Source organism: Mesonia oceanica (assembly GCF_902499555.1).
Classification (GTDB): Bacteria; Bacteroidota; Bacteroidia; order Flavobacteriales; family Flavobacteriaceae; genus Mesonia; species Mesonia oceanica.
The window spans coordinates 116,299-135,457 of the sequence record NZ_CABVMM010000004.1; the positions used below are offsets into that span (position 1 = coordinate 116,299).

At 33.3% G+C, this 19,159-nt stretch carries 19 protein-coding genes; 11 read left to right on the forward strand and 8 right to left on the reverse strand.

What is annotated here, in order from left to right; all coding sequences use genetic code 11:
• The first annotated feature begins 5 nt into the window (after window positions 1-5).
• Window positions 6-2,471: a TonB-dependent receptor gene (locus tag FVB9532_RS05985; RefSeq protein ID WP_194716495.1), complete on the forward strand. Its 2,466-nt coding sequence runs from the start codon at window positions 6-8 to the stop codon at window positions 2,469-2,471.
• On the opposite strand, the gene FVB9532_RS05990 is transcribed toward FVB9532_RS05985, so the two are convergent.
• The gene (locus tag FVB9532_RS05990; protein ID WP_150544300.1) at window positions 2,468-3,619 is read right to left on the reverse strand and encodes a cysteine desulfurase family protein; all 1,152 of its coding nucleotides are present in this window, start codon (window positions 3,617-3,619) and stop codon (window positions 2,468-2,470) included. The two genes, FVB9532_RS05985 and FVB9532_RS05990, sit on opposite strands and share 4 nt — an antisense overlap.
• Window positions 3,620-3,676: 57 nt before the next feature.
• Here FVB9532_RS05990 and FVB9532_RS05995 point away from each other — a divergent pair, with 57 nt between their 5' ends.
• The gene (locus FVB9532_RS05995; RefSeq protein WP_150544301.1) at window positions 3,677-4,765 is read left to right on the forward strand and encodes a hypothetical protein; all 1,089 of its coding nucleotides are present in this window, start codon (window positions 3,677-3,679) and stop codon (window positions 4,763-4,765) included.
• A 5-nt stretch (window positions 4,766-4,770) separates the two neighbouring features.
• Here FVB9532_RS05995 and FVB9532_RS06000 read toward each other — a convergent pair whose 3' ends face one another.
• Together FVB9532_RS06000 and FVB9532_RS06005 are read right to left on the reverse strand one after the other, a co-directional pair.
• Window positions 4,771-5,316, reverse strand: a complete 546-nt coding sequence (locus tag FVB9532_RS06000) for a DUF8465 domain-containing protein (RefSeq protein WP_317132288.1) — start codon at window positions 5,314-5,316, stop codon at window positions 4,771-4,773.
• A complete protein-coding gene (locus FVB9532_RS06005; RefSeq protein ID WP_228482259.1) occupies window positions 5,303-5,503 on the reverse strand; it encodes a hypothetical protein in 201 nt (66 codons plus the stop codon). Before FVB9532_RS06005 ends, FVB9532_RS06000 begins: the two co-directional genes overlap by 14 nt.
• Before the next feature lie 103 nt (window positions 5,504-5,606).
• On the opposite strand from FVB9532_RS06005, the gene FVB9532_RS06010 reads away from it, so the two are divergent.
• The 3 genes from FVB9532_RS06010 to FVB9532_RS06020 are packed head-to-tail and all read left to right on the forward strand — an operon-like array spanning window position 5,607 to window position 8,167.
• A complete protein-coding gene (locus tag FVB9532_RS06010; RefSeq protein WP_194716496.1) occupies window positions 5,607-7,508 on the forward strand; it encodes a DUF8693 domain-containing protein in 1,902 nt (633 codons plus the stop codon).
• 2 nt (window positions 7,509-7,510) lie between these two features.
• On the forward strand, window positions 7,511-7,789 hold the full coding sequence (locus FVB9532_RS06015; protein ID WP_150544304.1) for a DUF2752 domain-containing protein: 279 nt from the start codon (window positions 7,511-7,513) through the stop codon (window positions 7,787-7,789).
• A 39-nt stretch (window positions 7,790-7,828) separates the two neighbouring features.
• Window positions 7,829-8,167 (forward strand): CCC motif membrane protein, encoded by a 339-nt coding sequence (locus FVB9532_RS06020; protein WP_150544305.1) that lies wholly within the window; start codon window positions 7,829-7,831, stop codon window positions 8,165-8,167.
• A gap of 66 nt (window positions 8,168-8,233) precedes the next feature.
• Here FVB9532_RS06020 and rocD read toward each other — a convergent pair whose 3' ends face one another.
• Window positions 8,234-9,484 carry an ornithine--oxo-acid transaminase gene (gene rocD, locus FVB9532_RS06025; RefSeq protein ID WP_150544306.1) on the reverse strand — a complete coding sequence of 417 codons (1,251 nt, stop codon included), beginning with the start codon at window positions 9,482-9,484 and terminating at the stop codon, window positions 8,234-8,236.
• Window positions 9,485-9,625: 141 nt separating this feature from the next.
• Here rocD and rlmD point away from each other — a divergent pair, with 141 nt between their 5' ends.
• The 3 genes from rlmD to FVB9532_RS06040 are packed head-to-tail and all read left to right on the forward strand — an operon-like array spanning window position 9,626 to window position 12,259.
• Window positions 9,626-11,038, forward strand: coding sequence for a 23S rRNA (uracil(1939)-C(5))-methyltransferase RlmD (rlmD, locus tag FVB9532_RS06030; RefSeq protein ID WP_150544307.1), 1,413 nt, complete (start codon window positions 9,626-9,628; stop codon window positions 11,036-11,038).
• Complete coding sequence (locus FVB9532_RS06035; protein WP_150544308.1) at window positions 11,035-11,556, forward strand: DUF6452 family protein; 522 nt, start codon at window positions 11,035-11,037, stop codon at window positions 11,554-11,556. Before rlmD ends, FVB9532_RS06035 begins: the two co-directional genes overlap by 4 nt.
• Window positions 11,522-12,259 carry a DUF6048 family protein gene (locus FVB9532_RS06040; protein WP_150544309.1) on the forward strand — a complete coding sequence of 246 codons (738 nt, stop codon included), beginning with the start codon at window positions 11,522-11,524 and terminating at the stop codon, window positions 12,257-12,259. The genes FVB9532_RS06035 and FVB9532_RS06040 overlap by 35 nt, the downstream gene beginning before the upstream one ends.
• A 214-nt stretch (window positions 12,260-12,473) precedes the next feature.
• Here the strand turns inward: FVB9532_RS06040 and FVB9532_RS06045 are convergent, their stop codons facing one another.
• On the reverse strand, window positions 12,474-13,634 hold the full coding sequence (locus tag FVB9532_RS06045) for a THUMP domain-containing class I SAM-dependent RNA methyltransferase (protein ID WP_150544310.1): 1,161 nt from the start codon (window positions 13,632-13,634) through the stop codon (window positions 12,474-12,476).
• Window positions 13,635-13,679: 45 nt separating this feature from the next.
• Here FVB9532_RS06045 and FVB9532_RS06050 point away from each other — a divergent pair, with 45 nt between their 5' ends.
• Genes FVB9532_RS06050 through FVB9532_RS06060 form a run of 3 tightly spaced genes read left to right on the forward strand, consistent with a single transcriptional unit; the run spans window position 13,680 to window position 15,509 of the window.
• The gene (locus tag FVB9532_RS06050; RefSeq protein ID WP_150544311.1) at window positions 13,680-14,411 is read left to right on the forward strand and encodes a class I SAM-dependent methyltransferase; all 732 of its coding nucleotides are present in this window, start codon (window positions 13,680-13,682) and stop codon (window positions 14,409-14,411) included.
• A 3-nt stretch (window positions 14,412-14,414) separates the two neighbouring features.
• Window positions 14,415-15,080 carry a ZIP family metal transporter gene (locus tag FVB9532_RS06055; RefSeq protein WP_150544312.1) on the forward strand — a complete coding sequence of 222 codons (666 nt, stop codon included), beginning with the start codon at window positions 14,415-14,417 and terminating at the stop codon, window positions 15,078-15,080.
• Window positions 15,081-15,509: a DUF4268 domain-containing protein gene (locus tag FVB9532_RS06060; protein WP_150544313.1), complete on the forward strand. Its 429-nt coding sequence runs from the start codon at window positions 15,081-15,083 to the stop codon at window positions 15,507-15,509.
• On the opposite strand, the gene FVB9532_RS06065 is transcribed toward FVB9532_RS06060, so the two are convergent.
• From FVB9532_RS06065 to FVB9532_RS06075, 3 genes are all read right to left on the reverse strand, one after another.
• Window positions 15,496-16,515 (reverse strand): LacI family DNA-binding transcriptional regulator, encoded by a 1,020-nt coding sequence (locus tag FVB9532_RS06065; protein ID WP_150544314.1) that lies wholly within the window; start codon window positions 16,513-16,515, stop codon window positions 15,496-15,498. The two genes, FVB9532_RS06060 and FVB9532_RS06065, sit on opposite strands and share 14 nt — an antisense overlap.
• Before the next feature lie 179 nt (window positions 16,516-16,694).
• Window positions 16,695-17,666 carry a thioredoxin-disulfide reductase gene (gene trxB / locus FVB9532_RS06070; protein ID WP_150544315.1) on the reverse strand — a complete coding sequence of 324 codons (972 nt, stop codon included), beginning with the start codon at window positions 17,664-17,666 and terminating at the stop codon, window positions 16,695-16,697.
• A gap of 150 nt (window positions 17,667-17,816) precedes the next feature.
• Complete coding sequence (locus FVB9532_RS06075; RefSeq protein ID WP_194716497.1) at window positions 17,817-19,145, reverse strand: DUF4302 domain-containing protein; 1,329 nt, start codon at window positions 19,143-19,145, stop codon at window positions 17,817-17,819.
• Between the last annotated feature and the right edge of the window lie 14 nt (window positions 19,146-19,159).

Below are 19,159 nucleotides of genomic sequence, written 5' to 3' on the forward strand. Positions count from 1 at the left end.
ATCCCTTGAAAAATTTTTCATATTTACCCCTACTGTTTTTGCTTTTTTCCTTAACCGGTTTTGCTCAAGAAGCTACTTTAGAAGGAATAATTTTAGATGAATACGATGTTCCCGTTCCCGGTGCTAATTTGGGTTACCGTGGTGGAGGGACACAAACTAATGAAAACGGATATTATTCCATTCAAATCCCTGCAAATAAAGAGATTCAATTAGAAATCACTTATGTAGGCTTTAAAAGAATTCGAGTAAGTATTCCCGAATTAGAAGCAGGCACAAAAAAAGAATTCAACTTTGTTTTAAAAACCGGAGTCGAGCAAATAGGAACGGTAGTCATTACAGGCAATCGAAATTCCCGTGTAGAAGGCGTTACCACAATTAGCCCGGAAACAGTACGTAAAATTCCCGGAGCCAATGCCGGTGTAGAAAATCTTTTAAAAACTCTACCGGGAGTTACTTCTAATAACGAATTAAGTACGCAATATGCAGTTAGAGGCGGAAACTATGATGAAAACTTGGTGTATGTAAACGATATTCAAGTATATCGGCCTTTTTTAATCCGTTCCGGACAACAGGAAGGATTAAGTTTTGTAAATACCGATATGGTAAGAAATGTTGAATTTTCTGCCGGAGGTTTTCAAGCCAAGTACGGAGACAAGCTTTCTTCTGTATTAGATATCACCTATCGCCGTCCTGTAGATTTTGGAGCTTCGTTAAATTTAAGTTTATTGGGCGGAAGTGTTTCTGTTGAAGACATGTCTGAAAACGGTAAACTCTCCGGAATTTTAGGAATTCGCTATCGCGATAATTCCCTTTTTGTAAATGCAAAAGAAACCGAAACCAACTTTAGGCCTCGATTTGCCGATGCGCAAACCTATTTAACCTATCAATTCAATAATAAATTTGAATTGAGTTTTTTGGGAAATGTAGCCATTAACAAATATGATTACGAACCTATTACCCGGCAAACCAACTTCGGAACGATTACTGACCCTAAAGCGCTTTTAATTTATTACGAAGGACAAGAAAAAGATCAATATGAAACTTATTTTGGCGCATTAAAAGCAACTTATAAAGTTTCTGAAAACTATTCAGCAAAATTTATTGCTTCGACCTACAACACGCAAGAACAAGAACATTTTGATATTTTAGCCCAATACCGTTTAGGAGATGTGAATACTGATATTGGAGGTGAGAATTTAGGGGAAGTTGAATTTAGTGAAGGAATTGGTTCACAACTCACTCACGCCAGAAATGATTTAGATGCCTTAATCATTAACCTTCAACATCTAGGAACTTTAAAAAAAGATGATCATCAAATAGATTACGGAGTAAAATATACCCATGAAGATATTCGGGATCGGGTTCGGGAATATGAAATTATAGATTCTGCAGGCTTCTCTATTCGCCCACCATTAGATGGATTTCAGAATAATCAACCTTATGAAGCTTACGACGCCCCTATTGCTCCTTTCAATAACATCCGAGCAATTAATAAAACTCAGGTTAACCGTTTTCAGGCATTTGCACAATGGAGCTACAAAACCTTAATTGGCGATGCTGAAGCTTGGCTAAATGCAGGAATTAGAACCCAGGCTTGGGAAGTTAGCGGTGAAAACATAGAACGTAAAACGCATCAAGTTTGGAGTCCACGTGGGCAATTTGCGATTAAACCCGATTGGGATACCGATATGATTTTCAGAATTTCCGGCGGTTGGTATCATCAACCTCCTTTTTATAGAGCTTTACGGGATTCTACAGGAACAGTTCGACCAGAAGTGGAAGCGCAACAATCTATCCATGTGGTTTTAGGAAATGATTACAGTTTTAAACTTGGTGGCAGGCCTTTTAAACTGGTTTCTGAAGCATATTATAAAAACCTCACCAATGTAAATCCGTATACCCTAGAAAATGTAAGGATCAGATACCGCGCCAGAAATAATGCGGTTGCTTATGCTTACGGATTGGATTTACGTTTGAATGGAGAGTTTGTACCGGGAACAGAAAGTTGGGTTAGTTTTGGGTATTTAAAAACAGAAGAAAATATAAATGATCGTGGTTATATCTCGCGCCCAACAGATCAACGATTAAAGTTTGCGGTACTTTTTCAAGATTATGTTCCAGCCATACCAGATATCAAGTTTTACTTGAATATGGTTTACAATACGGGCTTACCGGGAGGTTCTCCTAGTTATGCAGATCCGTACGAGTACCAAACCAGACTAAGGGATTACCGCCGTGCCGATGCCGGATTTTCTTATGTCTTGGTTGATAAAAACAAAGAACATCCTAAAGGACATTGGCTTCATCGCTTTAAAGAATTGAGTATTGGTTTTGAAATTTTCAACTTATTTGATAACCAAAACTCAATTACCAATACGTTTGTACGGGACGTTTATACTAAAAGTTTATACGCCGTACCTAACTATTTATCGCCAAGGGTTTTTAATGTAAAGCTAGGAATGCGGTTTTAAGCATTCACTTGAATAAATTCTTTTAAAACATCTACCACATAATCTAACTCTTCTTTTGTATTGTAACGAGAGAAAGAAAATCTAATGGATGGTTTTTTAAGATCTTCTTCAGAAAGGAACTCTGCTAATACGTGCGAACCTTGATCACTTCCGCTTTGGCATGCACTTCCTTTGGAGCAAGCAATTCCTTTTAAATCTAATTGAAATAAAAGCATCGTCGCTTCTTCTTCAGAAATTGGCAAACAAACATTTACCAAGGTGTACGTACTTTTCTCAAAATTGGCACATTCACCATTAAATTTAATACCGGGCAATTCACTTTGAAGTTGTTCTATAAAATGTTTTTTTAACGCAGAAGTATGTTGTTTTTCTTCTTCTAAATTATCATAGGTTAACTTAATGGCTTCTTCTAAACCTACAATATTATGTACCGACTCGGTTCCTGCCCTAACACCGCGTTCTTGACCTCCACCAAAAATCAAAGACCTTAATCCGCTATTGCTTTTCACATAAGCAAAACCAACGCCTTTAGGTCCGTGAAATTTATGTGCACTCACGGCCGCAAAATCTACAGGAAGTTCATTTAAATCTAAATTAAAATGACCAATGGACTGAACGGTATCACTATGAAATAAAGCATTATATTGTTTACAAAGATTTCCGGTTTTTTCAATATCCAGCATATTCCCTACTTCATTATTTACATGCATCAAACTCACCAAAGTCTTTTTATCGGAATCCTTCAATAGTTCTTCTAAATGAAGAAGGTCTATATTTCCTTTTTCATCTAATTTCACGAATTCAATTTCAACATCAAAACAATCTTGTAATTGAGTGACACATTGCAGAACGGCTTTGTGTTCAATTTTTGAAGTAATAATCCTTTCTACTTTTAAATCTCTAACTGCACTATTCAAGATAAGGTTATCAGCTTCAGTTCCGCCGGAAGTAAAAATGATTTCTTTAGCGGCAACATTTAGATATTTCGCAACGGTTTTACGAGCATTCTCTATTAAAGATTTAGCTGTCCTACCAAAGGTATGTGTAGAAGAAGGGTTCCCATAAACGCTCATTACTTCAGCCATTCTATCAATAACTTCTTGTCTTATTTGAGTGGTTGCTGCGCTATCTAAATATATATTGTTCATAAAAAACTGTTTCTGTTAAATGCTTGCAAAAATAAAACTTTTAAAATTATTTTAAGGATGAAGCGTTATAAATACGTAATTCAATTATTTTTGTTGAAAATTGTAGCAATGATTAAAAATTTATCGATACTTTTTATTGGAATCTTTCTATTAACCGCTTGTGATGATGGAGATATTATTGTAACTACTTTTGATTATGATAACGAAACAGATTTAAGGACTTGCAGTGGTGATTTAGATCCTAATTCTGATAATCAAACTGCAATTATTTATAATATCAACAATGAAACTTACGAAACAATCGCCCTAGCTTTTACACGAAATGGCTTTGATGGAACTTTTGTAAGAATTAGTGATGAAGACAGTAATATTGTACAAGATTCTACGGTAACCATAAATTTATCTACCACCAATCGTATTATTTACAGAACCTATAACAATCAACTCCCTAACGATTATTTTTGCCAGAGCATCCCCCCCAGTTCTCCACAAGTAAACCAAGAATACATTAGTGCTGATGGAGGTTATGTAGAATTTATAACAACTATTATCGAACAAGATGATAATGATGGTGTTCCCACTGAAGCAAATGCAGAGGATAATTATAACGGACCTTATGAAACAACCGATCCTTTAGATGAAAATTACGACACAGATGGTGATGGGATTCCTAATTTTTTAGATACTGATGACGATAATGATAATGTTTTAACTAGAAACGAACTAAACGCTGAAGATCTCCAAACTCCAGTAGACCCCATCACAGGACTTGCAGACACCGATCAAGATGGAATTCCTAATTATTTAGATGAAGATGATGATGGAGACGGGACGTTAACCAGAAACGAAGATTTAAATGCGAGAGACGAATTAAATGAAGATGGTGAACCTTTTTTAAATCCTCAAGACGATGTGAACGAAAATGATTTACCCAATTTTTTAAATCCCAACATTTCTGAATCTATCGATCCTCCATTAGAAGAATTAAGAGATAATAATATTTCAAGACGATTTAGAACCATTGTCATTGCCAAAAACATCACCCTAAACAAGACCAATTCTGACGAACAGATTACGTTAGAAACCTTGGAATTAGGTAGGTTTGAAGTGACTGTAAATCAAACTCTAATAGTGGTATTAGAATAAAGTCACTAATAATTCTGAAAAACATAAACTTCTGTAGCACCGACTCCGTACTGCCGAAAATCAGCGTCATAGAACTTAACATTTTCATACCTGCTAAAAAGGGTTTCTAGTTCGGCTTTTAAAACACCTTCGCCTACACCGTGGATAAAAACAATTTTCTGAATTCTCTTTTTTATAGCAAATTCCAATTGACTTCTAGCGGTATCTAATTGAAGGTTGAGCATTTCAAAATTAGACATCTGTTTAGCCCGATCTGTTAAGTGATGAATATGCAAATCTACTTCCATGGGTGGAATAGATTTTTGCTTTTTGGACGTTTGTGGAACCACTCTCTTTTTAACTGTTTTTACCAAAAGTGCTTCCATAAGTTCATCGTCTTTTACTTTAATTTCATTTTCAGCAGAAACTTTGACAAGCTCATCATCATTAAAAATCATTTCAAACTCATCTTCTGTTTTTATGATGATTTTATCACTTTCAACCTTTAACACTTCTCCTCGAATACTATCATCGAGCACTTCAACTTTATCGCCTTTTTTAAATTTCATCATCCTTTTCGTTATCTTGTTTATTATCTTCCACCCAGACTCTTGTAGAGCTGTAAAGTCCAAACATTAAAACAATTATACCAACAATTTTTATATATACATTTGTGTTTTCTGCAATCATCCCATAGATTAAAAGTACAGCACCTAAAAGGATAAATAAGCTAGAAAAAAGCTGTTTTTTCGTATTCATTATATATTTTATTACAAAATTAAAGCGTTATAAAAAACTAATAATCAGTGTTTTTTTGTGTTTTTCAGTACAAAAGTATTATTTTTGTATAAAATTTATGCAGATGAAAAAGATATACTCTTATTTATTATTTTTTGTAGCGACCGCAAGTTTCGCTCAATTGTCCGTAAAACCTAGTACAGACAAAGATAATTATATGTATGTAAAGGGTACTGTTCTTTATGTAGGTGAAGATATTAACATTTCTGAAAATACTGATCCAGATGTTGCCAGTATTTATTTAAGAAATGAAGGACAATTGCTTCAAGGTAGAACTGATACTTCTCTAAATACGGGAAGCGGTAAAATTTCAGTCTTTCAAGAAGGTACTGCCAATGCCTACGCATACAATTATTGGTCTAGTCCAGTAAGTAATCCCGGTGACGGAACTACAGATGGCAATCGCCAATTTTCTGTGGCTTTATTAGGTGCTCCTACCTCATCCCTTTTAAGTAAAAGCGCTAATATGGTTAACGGATATAATGGTTCAAGTGAAGACGGAGGGATATTAAATATTGCTAAATATTGGATTTATAAATATGCAAGTGCTGATGGAAGTTATGCCAATTGGTCTCAAGTAAGAGATAACGAGACTATTAATGCTGGTGAAGGCTTTACAATGAAAGGTGTAAATGGAACAGACAGCACTACTGTTGATGGTGTTCAAAACAATCCAGGTAGTAATCAACGTTATGATTTTAGAGGAAGACCTAATGATGGTTTAATCACTGTTAATGTGGCAGGTGTGAATGATGTAGTCTTAATAGGGAACCCTTATCCATCTGCTTTAGATTTAAATTATTTTTTACTTGAAAATTCCGAAGGTAATCCTGAAGATGATCCTATTGATTGTAATTCTGAAAGTGTTGAAAGAAGAAACGCTACCACAGGTATTGCCTATTTTTGGGATAGTGACCATTCTATAAATTCTCATTATTTAGCAGATTATTCTGCAGGATATGCAAGTTATTCTCCTAATGGAAATTGCTCATCTATCGGAGTATATACGCCAGCCACATTTTATCACTATAATTCGAATGGAGAACCTATTGATGGTTCTGGCATACTACAAGAAGAGGACGAAAAAAAGCATCGTAGATATTTACCTATTGGTCAAGGTTTCTTTGTACAAGCTCCATCTGAAGGAACAATTGAAAACATCCAATTTAAAAACACTCATCGTAAATATGTAAAAGAAGGCGTTGATAATGAATCTGTGTTTGGAAGAAACGCTGATTTTGTAAATCAATCTAATTATACCACTACACAAGAAGAAAATGCAATTCCTAAAATTAGGTTTAACATAGCTTTTAATGACGATTACACAAGACAAATTGCCCTAGCTTTTGATGAAGAAGCTACTACAGGAGTAGATCCTGCGAGAGATGCTTCAAATTTTGATCAAATTAGTTCAGATGCCGGATTTTTAATAGGTGCAAAAGATTACGTTATTGATATTCGTCCTTTTAATATTGAAGATAGATTACCGCTTTACTTAAATTTAAGTTCACAAAAAGATATTGCTATAAATGTAAATAATTTTGAAAATTTCGATACCGATAATGTTTACATCTATGATAAAGATACTGGAGAATATCACCCTATAAAAGATAATTATTTTTACATTACGCTTCCTGCAGGAAATTATTCTGAAAGATTTGAAATTACTTTTCAAAATGGTGAAGAAAATTTAGCAGTGGCCGATGAAATCGCAGAAAGCTTTACGGTTTTTCAAGATAATAGATTAGCTCAATTACAAATTTTGAACCCTAAAGGAATTGATTTAAAAAATGTAAGTGTTTTTGACATGTCAGGAAAACAAGTCATCAACAATTTTAATTTAGGAGCTAATAATAAGTATACTTTCTCTACAGCTAATTTAGCTGAAGCAGTATATGTGGTTAGAATAGTAACTAACGATAATATTGTTACCACGAAAAAAATTAGCATTTTAAACAGAGGCTAATTATGGAAGAATACATGATCCCGTGCTTACATAAAAAACTGTTTGGTTTTGATTGTCCGGGATGTGGAGGTCAAAGAGCTTTGGTACTTCTCTTAAAAGGAGAGTTTACCGAAGCTTTTTTTATGTATCCAGCTATTTATCCATTATTTATTTTAGGCTTAAGTATCTTAGCTAATTTAGTTTACCCTTATAAGTTTTATTCTAAAACAGTTTCATTATTAACGGTTATAAGCATAACTACTATAGTAATCAGTTATATTTTTAAACAATTCATTCTATAAGTTTATTATATTTGGCAAACTAACTTAATTTAATTACTTATGGAACAACAAAAATTACCCAACACTACTATTTCGCTTATTTTAGCTATAGTAGCATTTTTAGGATGTTGCTGTCTAGGTATTGGTGGTATTATACCCTCAGCCATAGCCCTAGTTTTAGCAAACAAAGACAAAAAGAAATACGAAGAAAATCCTGAACTTTACAGTAACTACAAACAAGCCAATACAGCCAGAACAATAGCCATAGTTGCTTTAGTCTTATCGAGTGCCTTTTTTGTCTATTGTTTAGTTAGATATTTATTTTTTGGAGGACCAGAAGCTGTTGATGTTTTTTGGGAAGAATACCAAAAACAATTAGAAATTCAATCACAGTCATAAAACAAAAAATCCCGATGAAAATTTCATCGGGATTTTTTATTCTTCTATGTTTAAATATTCTTCAACTTAGAATTTATCCTCAAATGTTTCTAAAGTTTTAGTAATAATAGAAATACAATCCATTATTTGCTCTTCTGTAATTACTAAAGGTGGTGTGAATCTAATAATATTTCCATGGGTAGGTTTTGCTAAAAGTCCGTTTTCTTTTAAAGCCACACAAATATCCCAAGCAGTAGAACTATCTTCGGTATCGTTAATAATAATTGCATTCATTAAACCTTTTCCTCTAACACGATTAACTACTTTAGAACTCCTTATATAGCCATTCAATTCCCTGCGGAATAAATTCCCAAGCTTTTCAGAATTTTCGGCTAATTTTTCATCCCGCACTACTTCTAAAGAAGCTATGGCTACTGCTGCTGCAACAGGGTTACCTCCAAACGTAGAGCCGTGCTGCCCAGGTTTAATCACCTCCATCACTTCATCATTGGCTAATACCGCAGAAACTGGGTAAACACCTCCGGAAATCGCTTTTCCTAACGTAATCATATCAGGTTTAACCCCTTCATGATCGACCGCTAAAAGTTTTCCGGTTCTAGCAATACCACTCTGTATTTCATCTGCAATAAAAAGCACATTATGCTTTTTACAAAGTTCTTTAGCACGTTTCAGATATCCTTCAGAAGGGACATAAACTCCGGCTTCCCCTTGAATTGGTTCTACTAAAAATCCGGCAATATTACTGTTCTCTTCTAAAACTTTTTCTAAAGCTTCGGTATTATCGTAAGGTATTTTTATAAATCCGGGAGTATATGGACCAAAATTCTTACGGGCATCTTCATCATTACTAAATGAAATAATAGTGGTTGTTCTTCCGTGAAAATTATTTTCACATACTACTATTTCTGCTTCCGTTTCTTTTATTCCTTTTTTCTCGTAAGCCCATTTTCTACAGATTTTGATAGCAGTTTCTACCGCTTCTGCACCCGTATTCATAGGCAGCAATTTATCATAACCAAAATATTCACAAGCAAACTTCTCGAATTTCCCCAACATATCGTTATGAAATGCTCTAGAGGTTAGCGACAAAGTTTCTGCCTGCTTTTTCATAGCATCTACAATCTTAGGATGACAGTGTCCTTGGTTTACGGCAGAATAAGCAGCTAAAAAATCATAATATTTTTTACCTTCTACATCCCACATAAAAACACCTTCTCCTCGGTTTAATACTGCAGGAAGTGGATGATAGTTATGGGCTCCGTATTTATCTTCTAATTTAATGGCTTCTTCCGAAGAAGAAATTTCTAAAACTGACATTGATTTTTTCTTTTTCTATTTTACTTTTATGATTCCTTCTTAAGGGAGAGAAATCATCCCATTTACGCTTGTTGGCAAAATAAGAAATCTTTGTTGAAATCTAAACTCTTCAACTTATAAAATCTTGTTACTTTTGCAGCTATGGCAAGAAAAAATAAAAAGAAAGTATTTCACGAATTAGAAGTGATCGATGCAGGAGCAAAAGGAAAAGCAATAGCTAAAGCTCCAGATGGCAAAGTAGTATTTATAGATAATGCAGTACCCGGTGATATCGCAGATATTCAGACTTATAAGAAGCGAAAATCGTATTATTACGGAAAGGTCTCCAACTATATTTCATATTCAGATAAAAGAACAGAACCCGTTTGCCAACATTTTGGAACCTGTGGAGGTTGCAAATGGCAAAATATGGATTATAAATATCAACTTTTTTACAAGCAGCAAGAAGTTGAAAATAACCTTCGCCGCTTAGGTAAAATTGAATTGCCGGAGACTACCCCTATTTCTGGAAGTGAAAACATTTACTTCTACCGAAATAAAATGGAATTTTCTTTTAGTGATAGCCGATGGTTAACTTTAGATGAAATTAATAGCGGAGAGGATATTGAAGATAAAAATGCCCTAGGTTTTCATATTCCCGGAATGTGGGACAAAATCCTGAATATTAAAAAATGTCACTTACAAGAAGATCCCAGTAATGCTATTAGAAATGAAGTTCGGGATTTTGCCACCAAAAATGATATTTCTTTTTTTAATGCCAGAAATCAAGAAGGTTTATTAAGGACTTTAATGATCAGGACTTCTTCTACCGGAGAAATTATGGTATTGGTTCAGTTTTTTTACGAAGCTAAAGAGCAACGCGAATTATTAATGAATTTTATTGCTGAACGTTTCCCAGAGATTACTTCACTTCAATATGTGGTCAATGAAAAAGGAAATGATACCATCTACGATCAAGAAGTAATTTGTTTTAAAGGAAGAGATCATATTTTTGAAGAAATGGAAGGCTTAAAGTTTAAGATTAATGCCAAGTCTTTTTACCAAACCAATTCTGCCCAAGCTTATGAACTATATAAAATCACCCGCGATTTTGCTGAATTAGATCAAAACGATTTGGTTTACGATCTTTACACAGGAACTGGAACCATTGCCCAATTTGTAGCCAAACAAGCTAAAAAAGTTATTGGAGTTGAAGCCGTTCCTGAAGCAATTGAAGATGCCAAAAAGAATGCACAATTAAACCACATTAATAACGTTGAATTCTTTGTAGGTGATATGAAAAAAGTATTCACCCAGGATTTTATAAACAACCACGGTCAACCTGATGTGATTATTACCGATCCGCCACGAGATGGAATGCATAAAGATGTAGTGGCACAAATTATCAACATCTTGCCTAAAAAAATAGTTTATGTAAGTTGCAATTCAGCTACGCAAGCAAGGGACTTAGCTTTGTTAGATGAATATTATCAAGTAAGCAAGGTACAACCGGTAGATATGTTTCCACAAACCCATCATGTGGAGAACGTGGTTCGATTAGATTTAAGAAAATGAAAAGATATTTTGCACTAAGCTTTTTGGTTTGTTTGCTCTGCATTAGCAGTTGTCAACGGGACGATATTTGCCCAGAAACTACTCAAACCACTCCCAAATTGGTCATTGAGTTTTTTAATTTTGAAGATGTAGATCAGCCTAAAGATGTACGGAGGCTAAATGTAGTTGCTGAAGGTGATACCATTGCTTTTTTTGATGAAACCACTTCAAATAAAAATAAAATTTCAATTCCGTTAAGAACTGATCAAGACTTCACAAATTATACCTTTTACAGAAATTACGATTTATCTGAAGAGGAAGAAGACGAGTACACGACAAACGGAGATAAGATTCAATTTTCTTATGCGGTAAATGAAGAATACGTAAGTAGAGCTTGTGGCTACAAAGCAGAATTCTTAGATTTTGATGCAGATCTAGTTAGCGAAGAAAATAATGGCAATTGGATTAAAAATATAGAAGTACAACAACCTAACGACATTTTAAATGAACAAATTACCCATTTATATATTTACCATTAGTTTTTTGTTCTTAAGTTTTACTTCTTTTGCTCAAGAAGAACAATCTGATGAAGAATCTATTGATACCATTATTGCATTTAAAGAAAAATATGGTTTAAGAGTAGGTATAGATTTAGTGAAATTGGTAAGATCATTTACGGATGATGATTATAGAGGACTTGAAGTTCAAGGAGATTTTAGAATTTATAAAAAATACTATCTAGCTGCAGAAATAGGTAACGAAGATTACACTTACGATGAACCCAATTTATTAATAAACACAAAAGGAAGCTATGTCAAAATTGGAGGGAATTACAATGCCTACAGCAATTGGGCAGGAATGCAAAATGAATTATTTGTAGGCTTACGTTATGGGTTTGCAAGTTTTAGCCATACCTTAGAAAAATATAAAATTTATACAAGCGATACTTATTTTGCCCCTGATATTCGGGAAGTAAACCGGGATTATGATGGACTAACAGGAAGCTGGATTGAACTTCAATTTGGTATAAAAACCGAAATTTTTAATAATCTTTTTTTAAGTGCCCACGTACAATTAAAATCTTACCTAAGCGATAAATCTCTTAATGATTTTGAAACGCTTTATGTACCAGGGTTTCATAGAACTTACCAAGATAGCAGTATTGGTGTTGGTTGGGGATATTCTATTTCTTACCTAATCCCTATCTTCAAAAAAGATAAAGAGCAAGAGGTGAGCAATTAATATTTGGATCATCCATTATTGCAGCAATTACAGAAATTTTCATCATTCCAGACTTTATGCGAACTCATAAAGCCATTATAAGAAAAATAGATTGTTAGCCCCCGAATAAAGTAAGCCTACCAGAAGATAAGTTCAGATGAAAATGAAGTAAAATATGTTATGAATCAGCTCAGGTAAATTAGGAAGCTAAATTTCAGTTCCAATAAGCTAATACTTATTTTAACTTATGAAGCTTTTTAGTGCCTTCATAAATTTCATATTTCACCAATCTAGATTCTAGCTTCCCATTAAACAATTTAATTTTACGAGAAGGTTTTAAGCCTACATTTTTAATCGCTTCCATATTAGAAACAATAAACCAAGCTTGCGTACCGGGATAATTTTGTTTCAATGTATCCCCTATTTTACTATAGAATTCTTCTAGATTTTTCAACTCTAAACGTTCACCATAGGGCGGATTAAACAACATATGCAAATGTCCCTCTGTTGTTTTCTCTGAAGCAAAAAAATCTTCCTCTTCAATAGAAACAAATTCGTCCAAATTAGCATTTCTAATATTCTCTTTTGCCTTTCTAAGAACTGAGGGAGAAACATCTGATCCCATGATTTTATACTCAAAACCTCGAATTTTATTCAAGGCAGAAGCTTCAATCTTTTCAAATAAATCTACATCCCAATCTTTCCATTTTTCAAAACCAAATTCAGGAATATTTAAGTTAGGAGGAATATTACAGGCTATCATGGCTGCTTCGGCTAAAATAGTTCCGCTTCCACACATTGGATCCAGAAAGTTCGAACGTCCATCCCAACCCGATAACAATAACATTCCAGCCGCCAATACTTCATTTACCGGTGCTAAATTGGTAGCAACCCTATAGCCTCTTTTAAACAAAGCAACATTAGAACTATCTAAAGCCACCGAACATTTATCGTGTTCAATATGAATATTCACGCGTAAATCTGGATGCTTTAAATCTATATTAGGTCGGTTTCCCGTGGTATTCCTAAAATAATCCACAATCGCATCTTTACTTTTCAAAGCAATAAATTTACTGTGGGTAAACTTTTGAGAATGTACTGTACTATCGATAGCCAACGTACCTTTTGGACTTAGGTATTCATTCCAGTCCATCGAGTAAATTTTCTTATAGAGATCTTCTTCAGAAAAAACCTTAAAGCTCTTAATGGGTTTTAAAATTTTAATGGCTGTACGCAAACATAAATTACATTTATACATAAACCCTTTATCACCATAAAAGCTCACGCTCCTAATACCTTCTTTTACATCTATTGCACCAAGATCACGTAATTCTTTTGCCAAAACAGACTCTAATCCGTAAAGGGTTTTAGCGATCATCAAATAATTATTTCCCATAGTCAAAGTTCTCTTACCCGCAAAAATACATTAATTTTGCGGCCTATGACAAAACTGGAAACAAAATGGTATGCAGAATGGTTCAACACCAAGTATTACCATATTTTATATAAAGATCGGGATTATAAAGAAGCACAGTTTTTCATGAAAAATCTCGTAAAGTATTTACAATTAGCCCCCAAATCAAAAATCTTGGATTTAGCTTGTGGAAGAGGAAGGCACTCTATCTATTTACATAAAATGGGGTTTGAAGTTATAGGTACAGATTTATCTAAAAACAGTATTGATTTAGCCAAAAAACACGAACAACCCGGACTTAGCTTTAAAGTTCAGGATATGAGTAAAGCTTTAGGCCTTGAGTTTGATGCTGTTTTTAATTTGTTTACCAGTTTTGGATATTTTGAAAAAGAAGAAAACAATTTAAATACCATAAAAGCAATTAAAGCTGAATTGAAATCTGACGGTTTTGGCGTGATTGATTTTATGAATACAAAGAAGGTGATTAACAATTTGGTTTCCCGAGATGCTAAAACCGTTGAAGGAATTGAATTTCATCAGGAACGTTGGGTAGAAAATAATTTTATCTTTAAACAAATTGATTTTGAAGATCATAGCGTAGAATATTCGTTTACCGAACGTGTAAATGCTTTAACCTTGAAAGATTTTCAGAATTATTTCGACCAAGCAGGCATTCAACTTTTAAGTGTTTTTGGAGACTATCATCTTCACGAGTTTGATGAAGAAAAATCTGATAGGCTTATTTTAATTTTTCAGTAATTAATGAGTTTACTTTTACCTATCATTGCCGTTATTGTTGGTTTTATCATTGCTTATTTTATAAAGGCAAGCAGTAATGCTATTAAATTATTGCTATCGTTTAGCGGGGCTTTTTTACTCTCTATTACCGTTTTTGAATTTCTACCGGAAGTATATAAACATTACAATCGATGGATTGGTTTGTTGATTATGGCTGGAATATTACTTCAAATATTCTTGGAATTTTTATCTAAAGGAGCAGAACATGGACATTTACACTACAATAAAGAACAATCAAATTTTCCGATTACGTTATTTATAAGTTTATGTATTCACTCACTTTTAGAAGGTTATCCTATTGAAGAAAACCACCATTTGCTTATAGGTGTGGTGATTCATAAAATACCAATTGCCATTATTATTTCTTCTTTTTTACTCACTTCAAAATTAAGTAAGGTAAAAATTGGTTTATTCTTATTGCTATTCGCATTCATGACTCCCTTAGGCAGTTTTTTACAGCAACATGTTACTGTTCTAGCTTCTGTAGAAAAGTATATTTTTGCGCTCGTTATTGGAATATTTTTACATGTTTCAACCATTATTTTGTTTGAATCTTCTAAAAATCATCAATTCAATTTTTCAAAAATATTAGTAATTATTTTGGGTGTTTTCGCCGCATACCTTCTATAAATGTTTAGCAGAGAAGAATCAAAAAGAATACGACAAGAATTTTGGACAGAGTTTGGTAAACAAAGTCCAAAAAAATGGATACTCTACCATACAAAAATTAAGGAAATTAATTTAAAATTTCATTTTGATACGAAAAAAGCAAGTTTGGGAATTGCTATTGATACCGATGATGAAATTTTAAAACCTTATTATTTTGAAAAATTTGAAAGTTTAAAGCTTTTAATGAAAGAAGAGATAAGCGGAGATTTAATTTTCGATTACAATCACGAAACCGAATCTGGTAAAATAATAGCCTATATTTTCTTGTTCAAAGAAAAAGTAAGCATTCATAACAAAAAAACTTGGTCGGATATTTTTAGTTTTTTCAATGAAAATATGCTGAAATTTGAAGCTTTCTTTTTAGAATACAAAGATTTTATTGAAGCTTAAGCTTTTCTTGAGAAGACTCTCTGAAATGTAATTGAGATTCTAAAATAATCTCCTTTTTATCTAAAGGATTTTTAGCATCAATTTCTTCTAAAATAATTTCTAAAAGTGCCTCACCCATTTTTTGAATAGGTTGCTCAACTGCTGATATGGAAGGTGTAAAAAGTTTAAATAAAATATCATCATCATAAGAAAAAATCCCTTTAGAATGAAGATAAGCAGGAAATTGATCTTTCATAACTTCTAAACCCAACCGGCCTAAATAACCAGTAGTAAAGAATATCGCGTCAAAATTATCTTCAGATAAACGTTTTTTAAGATTTTTCCTTCGAGCCTCAACTTCTTCTTCGATTAAATTAATAGAAAAAATATGTTCTTCTAAATTAAATTCCCGCACAGCATCTTTATAAGCATTTATCCTAGCTAAAATCTGTGTTTGTTCAGAGTCTGGAGTTATAAGAAGAATATTGCGATAAGCATTTTGCTTTAAACACTTCATCACTTTTGTAGATGCTTGATAATTATCACTAATTACTTTATGGTTGGAAAGATCAGAAAAATAACGATCAAATAATACAATGGGAAATTGCTCTTTTTGAAGTTTTTCGATTTCGTCTTTAATCCCAGGGGAAGGAGCTATAATAAAACCATCTACTTTTCTGTCCCTAAACAGGCTGATTAGCTTTTTTGATTTTACATCGTCATTATTATTGCTACAAAACAGTACTTGGTAACCTTTTTTATAGGCCAATTCTTCTATTACCCTGGCTAATTTTGAATAAATATCCTCCACAATAACTACCAAAATCATTGATTTCCCGGTACGCAAACTTTTGGCTAAAGCATTAGGTCTATAATCTATTTCTTTACAATAGGCCTCTACTTTATCTATCATTCTTTTTGAAATCCCTTTTTCTCTACCTTTTCCATTCAGTATAAAAGAAATAGTAGCAATCGATACTTCCATTTCTTTGGCTATACTTTTAATAGTATGCTTTTTTCTTTTCATAAAGATTTCAATTTTATAACTATAGGTGAATTTCTACATAAGCAAGCATACGTAGCATCCCACAATAATACATTTTCAGATTTTAAAATTCACCAGCCAAGTAATTCTATAGGATTTCTGCTCTAGAATAAAAAAGCCACCAAGATTTGGTGACTTTTTTTGAATTTAAATTTTATTCCTTAAGCAGAAACTTCTTCTTCGCTTTCTACAGTAGCTAAGTAACGCTCTGCATCTAAGGCTGCCATACAGCCGGTTCCTGCTGCTGTTACTGCCTGTCTGTATTCTTTATCTTGTACATCTCCGCTTGCAAAAACTCCGGGGATATTGGTTTTGGTAGATTTACCTTTAGTAATTAAATAACCATCATCATGCATATCTAACTGACCTTTAAAAATATCTGTATTTGGTTTATGCCCGATGGCAATAAAAAGACCAGTAATACTAATATCTTCTTTCTCTCCAGTTTCATTATTCACGATACGAAGTCCTTCTACTACTTGGTCTCCTAAAACTTCATCAACTTCAGAATTATAGCGTAAATCTATATTTTTAGTACTAGTTACACGATGTTGCATAGCTTTAGACGCCCTCATTTCATCTTTTCTTACCAACATCGTCACTTTTGAACAGATATTTGCTAAGTAAGTAGCTTCTTCTGCAGCAGTGTCTCCACCACCAACAATGGCGACTTCTTGACCTTTATAAAAGAAACCATCGCAAACCGCACAGGCTGAAACCCCTCCTCCACGTAAACGCTGTTCACTAGGTAATCCCAAATACTTAGCAGTTGCACCGGTAGAAATAATTATGGTTTCTGCTTCTACCCACTTCGAGTTATCAATACATGCTTTATGAATACCGCCTACTTCTTTTGCAAAGTCAACTTCAGTAACCATTCCTATTCTTACATCGGTACCAAAACGTTCTGCTTGCTGTTGAAGTTGAACCATCATTGTAGGTCCATCGATTCCTTCTGGATAACCTGGAAAGTTATCTACTTCAGTAGTGGTAGTTAGTTGCCCGCCAGGCTCCATCCCAGTGTACATTACCGGTTTTAAATCTGCCCTAGAAGCATAAATCGCCGCTGTATATCCTGCAGGTCCAGAACCAATAATTAAACATTTTATTCTTTCTATTTTATCTTCTGCCATAATTTTCTATTTAAAGAATTGTAAAAGTAGTAAGTTTCTTAAAAAACTTCCAACAAAAGTTATGAAGAGTTTTGATTTAAGTATAAATAAAAGACATAAAAAAAGCTGCCAAAATATGGCAGCTTTTTATGAAAAAGTATAATAAAATTATTAATACAGAATACCATTTGTACCTATACTAATAGAAGAATCCTCATTACTAATTAAATAAAATACAGGACCTCCATTATAAAATGTTCCAGTAGGAGCAACTCTCAAACCTTGACTATTAAATAATACATCATGGAATCCATCTAACGTATTACCAAAAGATTCCCCTGTAGCATTTTGCCAACCACCATCTTGTAAAGTTAAGGTTCCGGTAGAATCATCTACACTATAATTACTAATCAACCTATTTGGTCTTGTATCATTTCCGGCGTCATCAAGAAAGATATATTGTATGAAACCAAAATCAGGTACAATGAAAAAACCATATAATTCAAGACCTGTTTCAGCTGAAGCTAGTTCTCTTGCTTCAAGAAATATATCAATAAAAGCATCTGAAGATTCATTTATTGGATGGCCAGAAGCAGCAAGTGCGCCAAAATAGTAATCATTTACTACATCACTAACAAGTATAGGATCACCTAAAATAATTTTTACATAATCACCGTTTTCAAGTTCAGAAATAAACCAATTATTTTCTGAATCATAAACTAAATCTGTAACTAACTTATCACCAACAGGAATTGGTTTTATAACTTTTAAATTCTCTTCTTTGTAACCTACACCAAAAGATAAATCAGTACTGTCTATATTTGTTGCATATCTAGTAGCAGGACTAAATGCTAAATCATAAACATTAATTTCTCCATTATTGCTAATTTCTAATTGCAATTCTCCTGATGATTGTAATATAACTTCTGTTTCTATATTTTCTGAAATATTTTCCCAATCTTCCGCAGTAGCTTTTTGAAAACGAATTTCAATTTGAAATCTGTTAGATCTAAAAATTAAATCTTCTCCTTCTTGACCGTAGTAAAGGAACTCAAAATCCCCTTTATATCCCTTACCTGTTAAAGAAGAAGAAGGAGCATTATTTGCATCGGAAAGATCATGAATATAATTTTTTGTTGAAAATGATAACTTTATGGTAGAACCTAATTTTATATTATATTCACTTTCATTTGGCGTTAATGTCTGATTAGAAAAATCTGACACCATAACTACATGTGAATTATCTACAAAATCAAATATAAAAGTCCATCCTCCCAACTGTTGATCATTATTGGTATATCGAGGATCATCAGTGAAATATGTCATCTTCCATCCATATTCAGAAGATTGTAAAAGCTCACTCAGTTCTTTTTCTTGTTCATTTAATCTCTCTGTTGAGTCTTTTTCAAAAATATCTTCAGGATCATTATTGTCCTCACAGGATATAAGGAAAAAAACTAACGGTAAGAGAATAAAAGTATATTTATATATATATTTCATTGTACTTTTTTTAA

Excerpts from the sequence above, each read along its gene's own strand:
- FVB9532_RS05990 (WP_150544300.1), bottom strand. The coding sequence starts at position 3,619 with ATGAACAATATATATTTAGATAGCGCAGCAACCACTCAAATAAGACAA.
- FVB9532_RS05995 (WP_150544301.1), top strand. The coding sequence starts at position 3,677 with ATGAAGCGTTATAAATACGTAATTCAATTATTTTTGTTGAAAATTGTA.
- FVB9532_RS06000 (WP_317132288.1), bottom strand. The coding sequence starts at position 5,316 with ATGATGAAATTTAAAAAAGGCGATAAAGTTGAAGTGCTCGATGATAGT.
- FVB9532_RS06005 (WP_228482259.1), bottom strand. The coding sequence starts at position 5,503 with ATGAATACGAAAAAACAGCTTTTTTCTAGCTTATTTATCCTTTTAGGT.
- FVB9532_RS06010 (WP_194716496.1), top strand. The coding sequence starts at position 5,607 with ATGAAAAAGATATACTCTTATTTATTATTTTTTGTAGCGACCGCAAGT.
- FVB9532_RS06015 (WP_150544304.1), top strand. The coding sequence starts at position 7,511 with ATGGAAGAATACATGATCCCGTGCTTACATAAAAAACTGTTTGGTTTT.
- FVB9532_RS06020 (WP_150544305.1), top strand. The coding sequence starts at position 7,829 with ATGGAACAACAAAAATTACCCAACACTACTATTTCGCTTATTTTAGCT.
- rocD (WP_150544306.1), bottom strand. The coding sequence starts at position 9,484 with ATGTCAGTTTTAGAAATTTCTTCTTCGGAAGAAGCCATTAAATTAGAA.
- rlmD (WP_150544307.1), top strand. The coding sequence starts at position 9,626 with ATGGCAAGAAAAAATAAAAAGAAAGTATTTCACGAATTAGAAGTGATC.
- FVB9532_RS06035 (WP_150544308.1), top strand. The coding sequence starts at position 11,035 with ATGAAAAGATATTTTGCACTAAGCTTTTTGGTTTGTTTGCTCTGCATT.
- FVB9532_RS06040 (WP_150544309.1), top strand. The coding sequence starts at position 11,522 with ATGAACAAATTACCCATTTATATATTTACCATTAGTTTTTTGTTCTTA.
- FVB9532_RS06045 (WP_150544310.1), bottom strand. The coding sequence starts at position 13,634 with ATGGGAAATAATTATTTGATGATCGCTAAAACCCTTTACGGATTAGAG.
- FVB9532_RS06050 (WP_150544311.1), top strand. The coding sequence starts at position 13,680 with ATGACAAAACTGGAAACAAAATGGTATGCAGAATGGTTCAACACCAAG.
- FVB9532_RS06055 (WP_150544312.1), top strand. The coding sequence starts at position 14,415 with ATGAGTTTACTTTTACCTATCATTGCCGTTATTGTTGGTTTTATCATT.
- FVB9532_RS06060 (WP_150544313.1), top strand. The coding sequence starts at position 15,081 with ATGTTTAGCAGAGAAGAATCAAAAAGAATACGACAAGAATTTTGGACA.
- FVB9532_RS06065 (WP_150544314.1), bottom strand. The coding sequence starts at position 16,515 with ATGAAAAGAAAAAAGCATACTATTAAAAGTATAGCCAAAGAAATGGAA.
- trxB (WP_150544315.1), bottom strand. The coding sequence starts at position 17,666 with ATGGCAGAAGATAAAATAGAAAGAATAAAATGTTTAATTATTGGTTCT.
- FVB9532_RS06075 (WP_194716497.1), bottom strand. The coding sequence starts at position 19,145 with ATGAAATATATATATAAATATACTTTTATTCTCTTACCGTTAGTTTTT.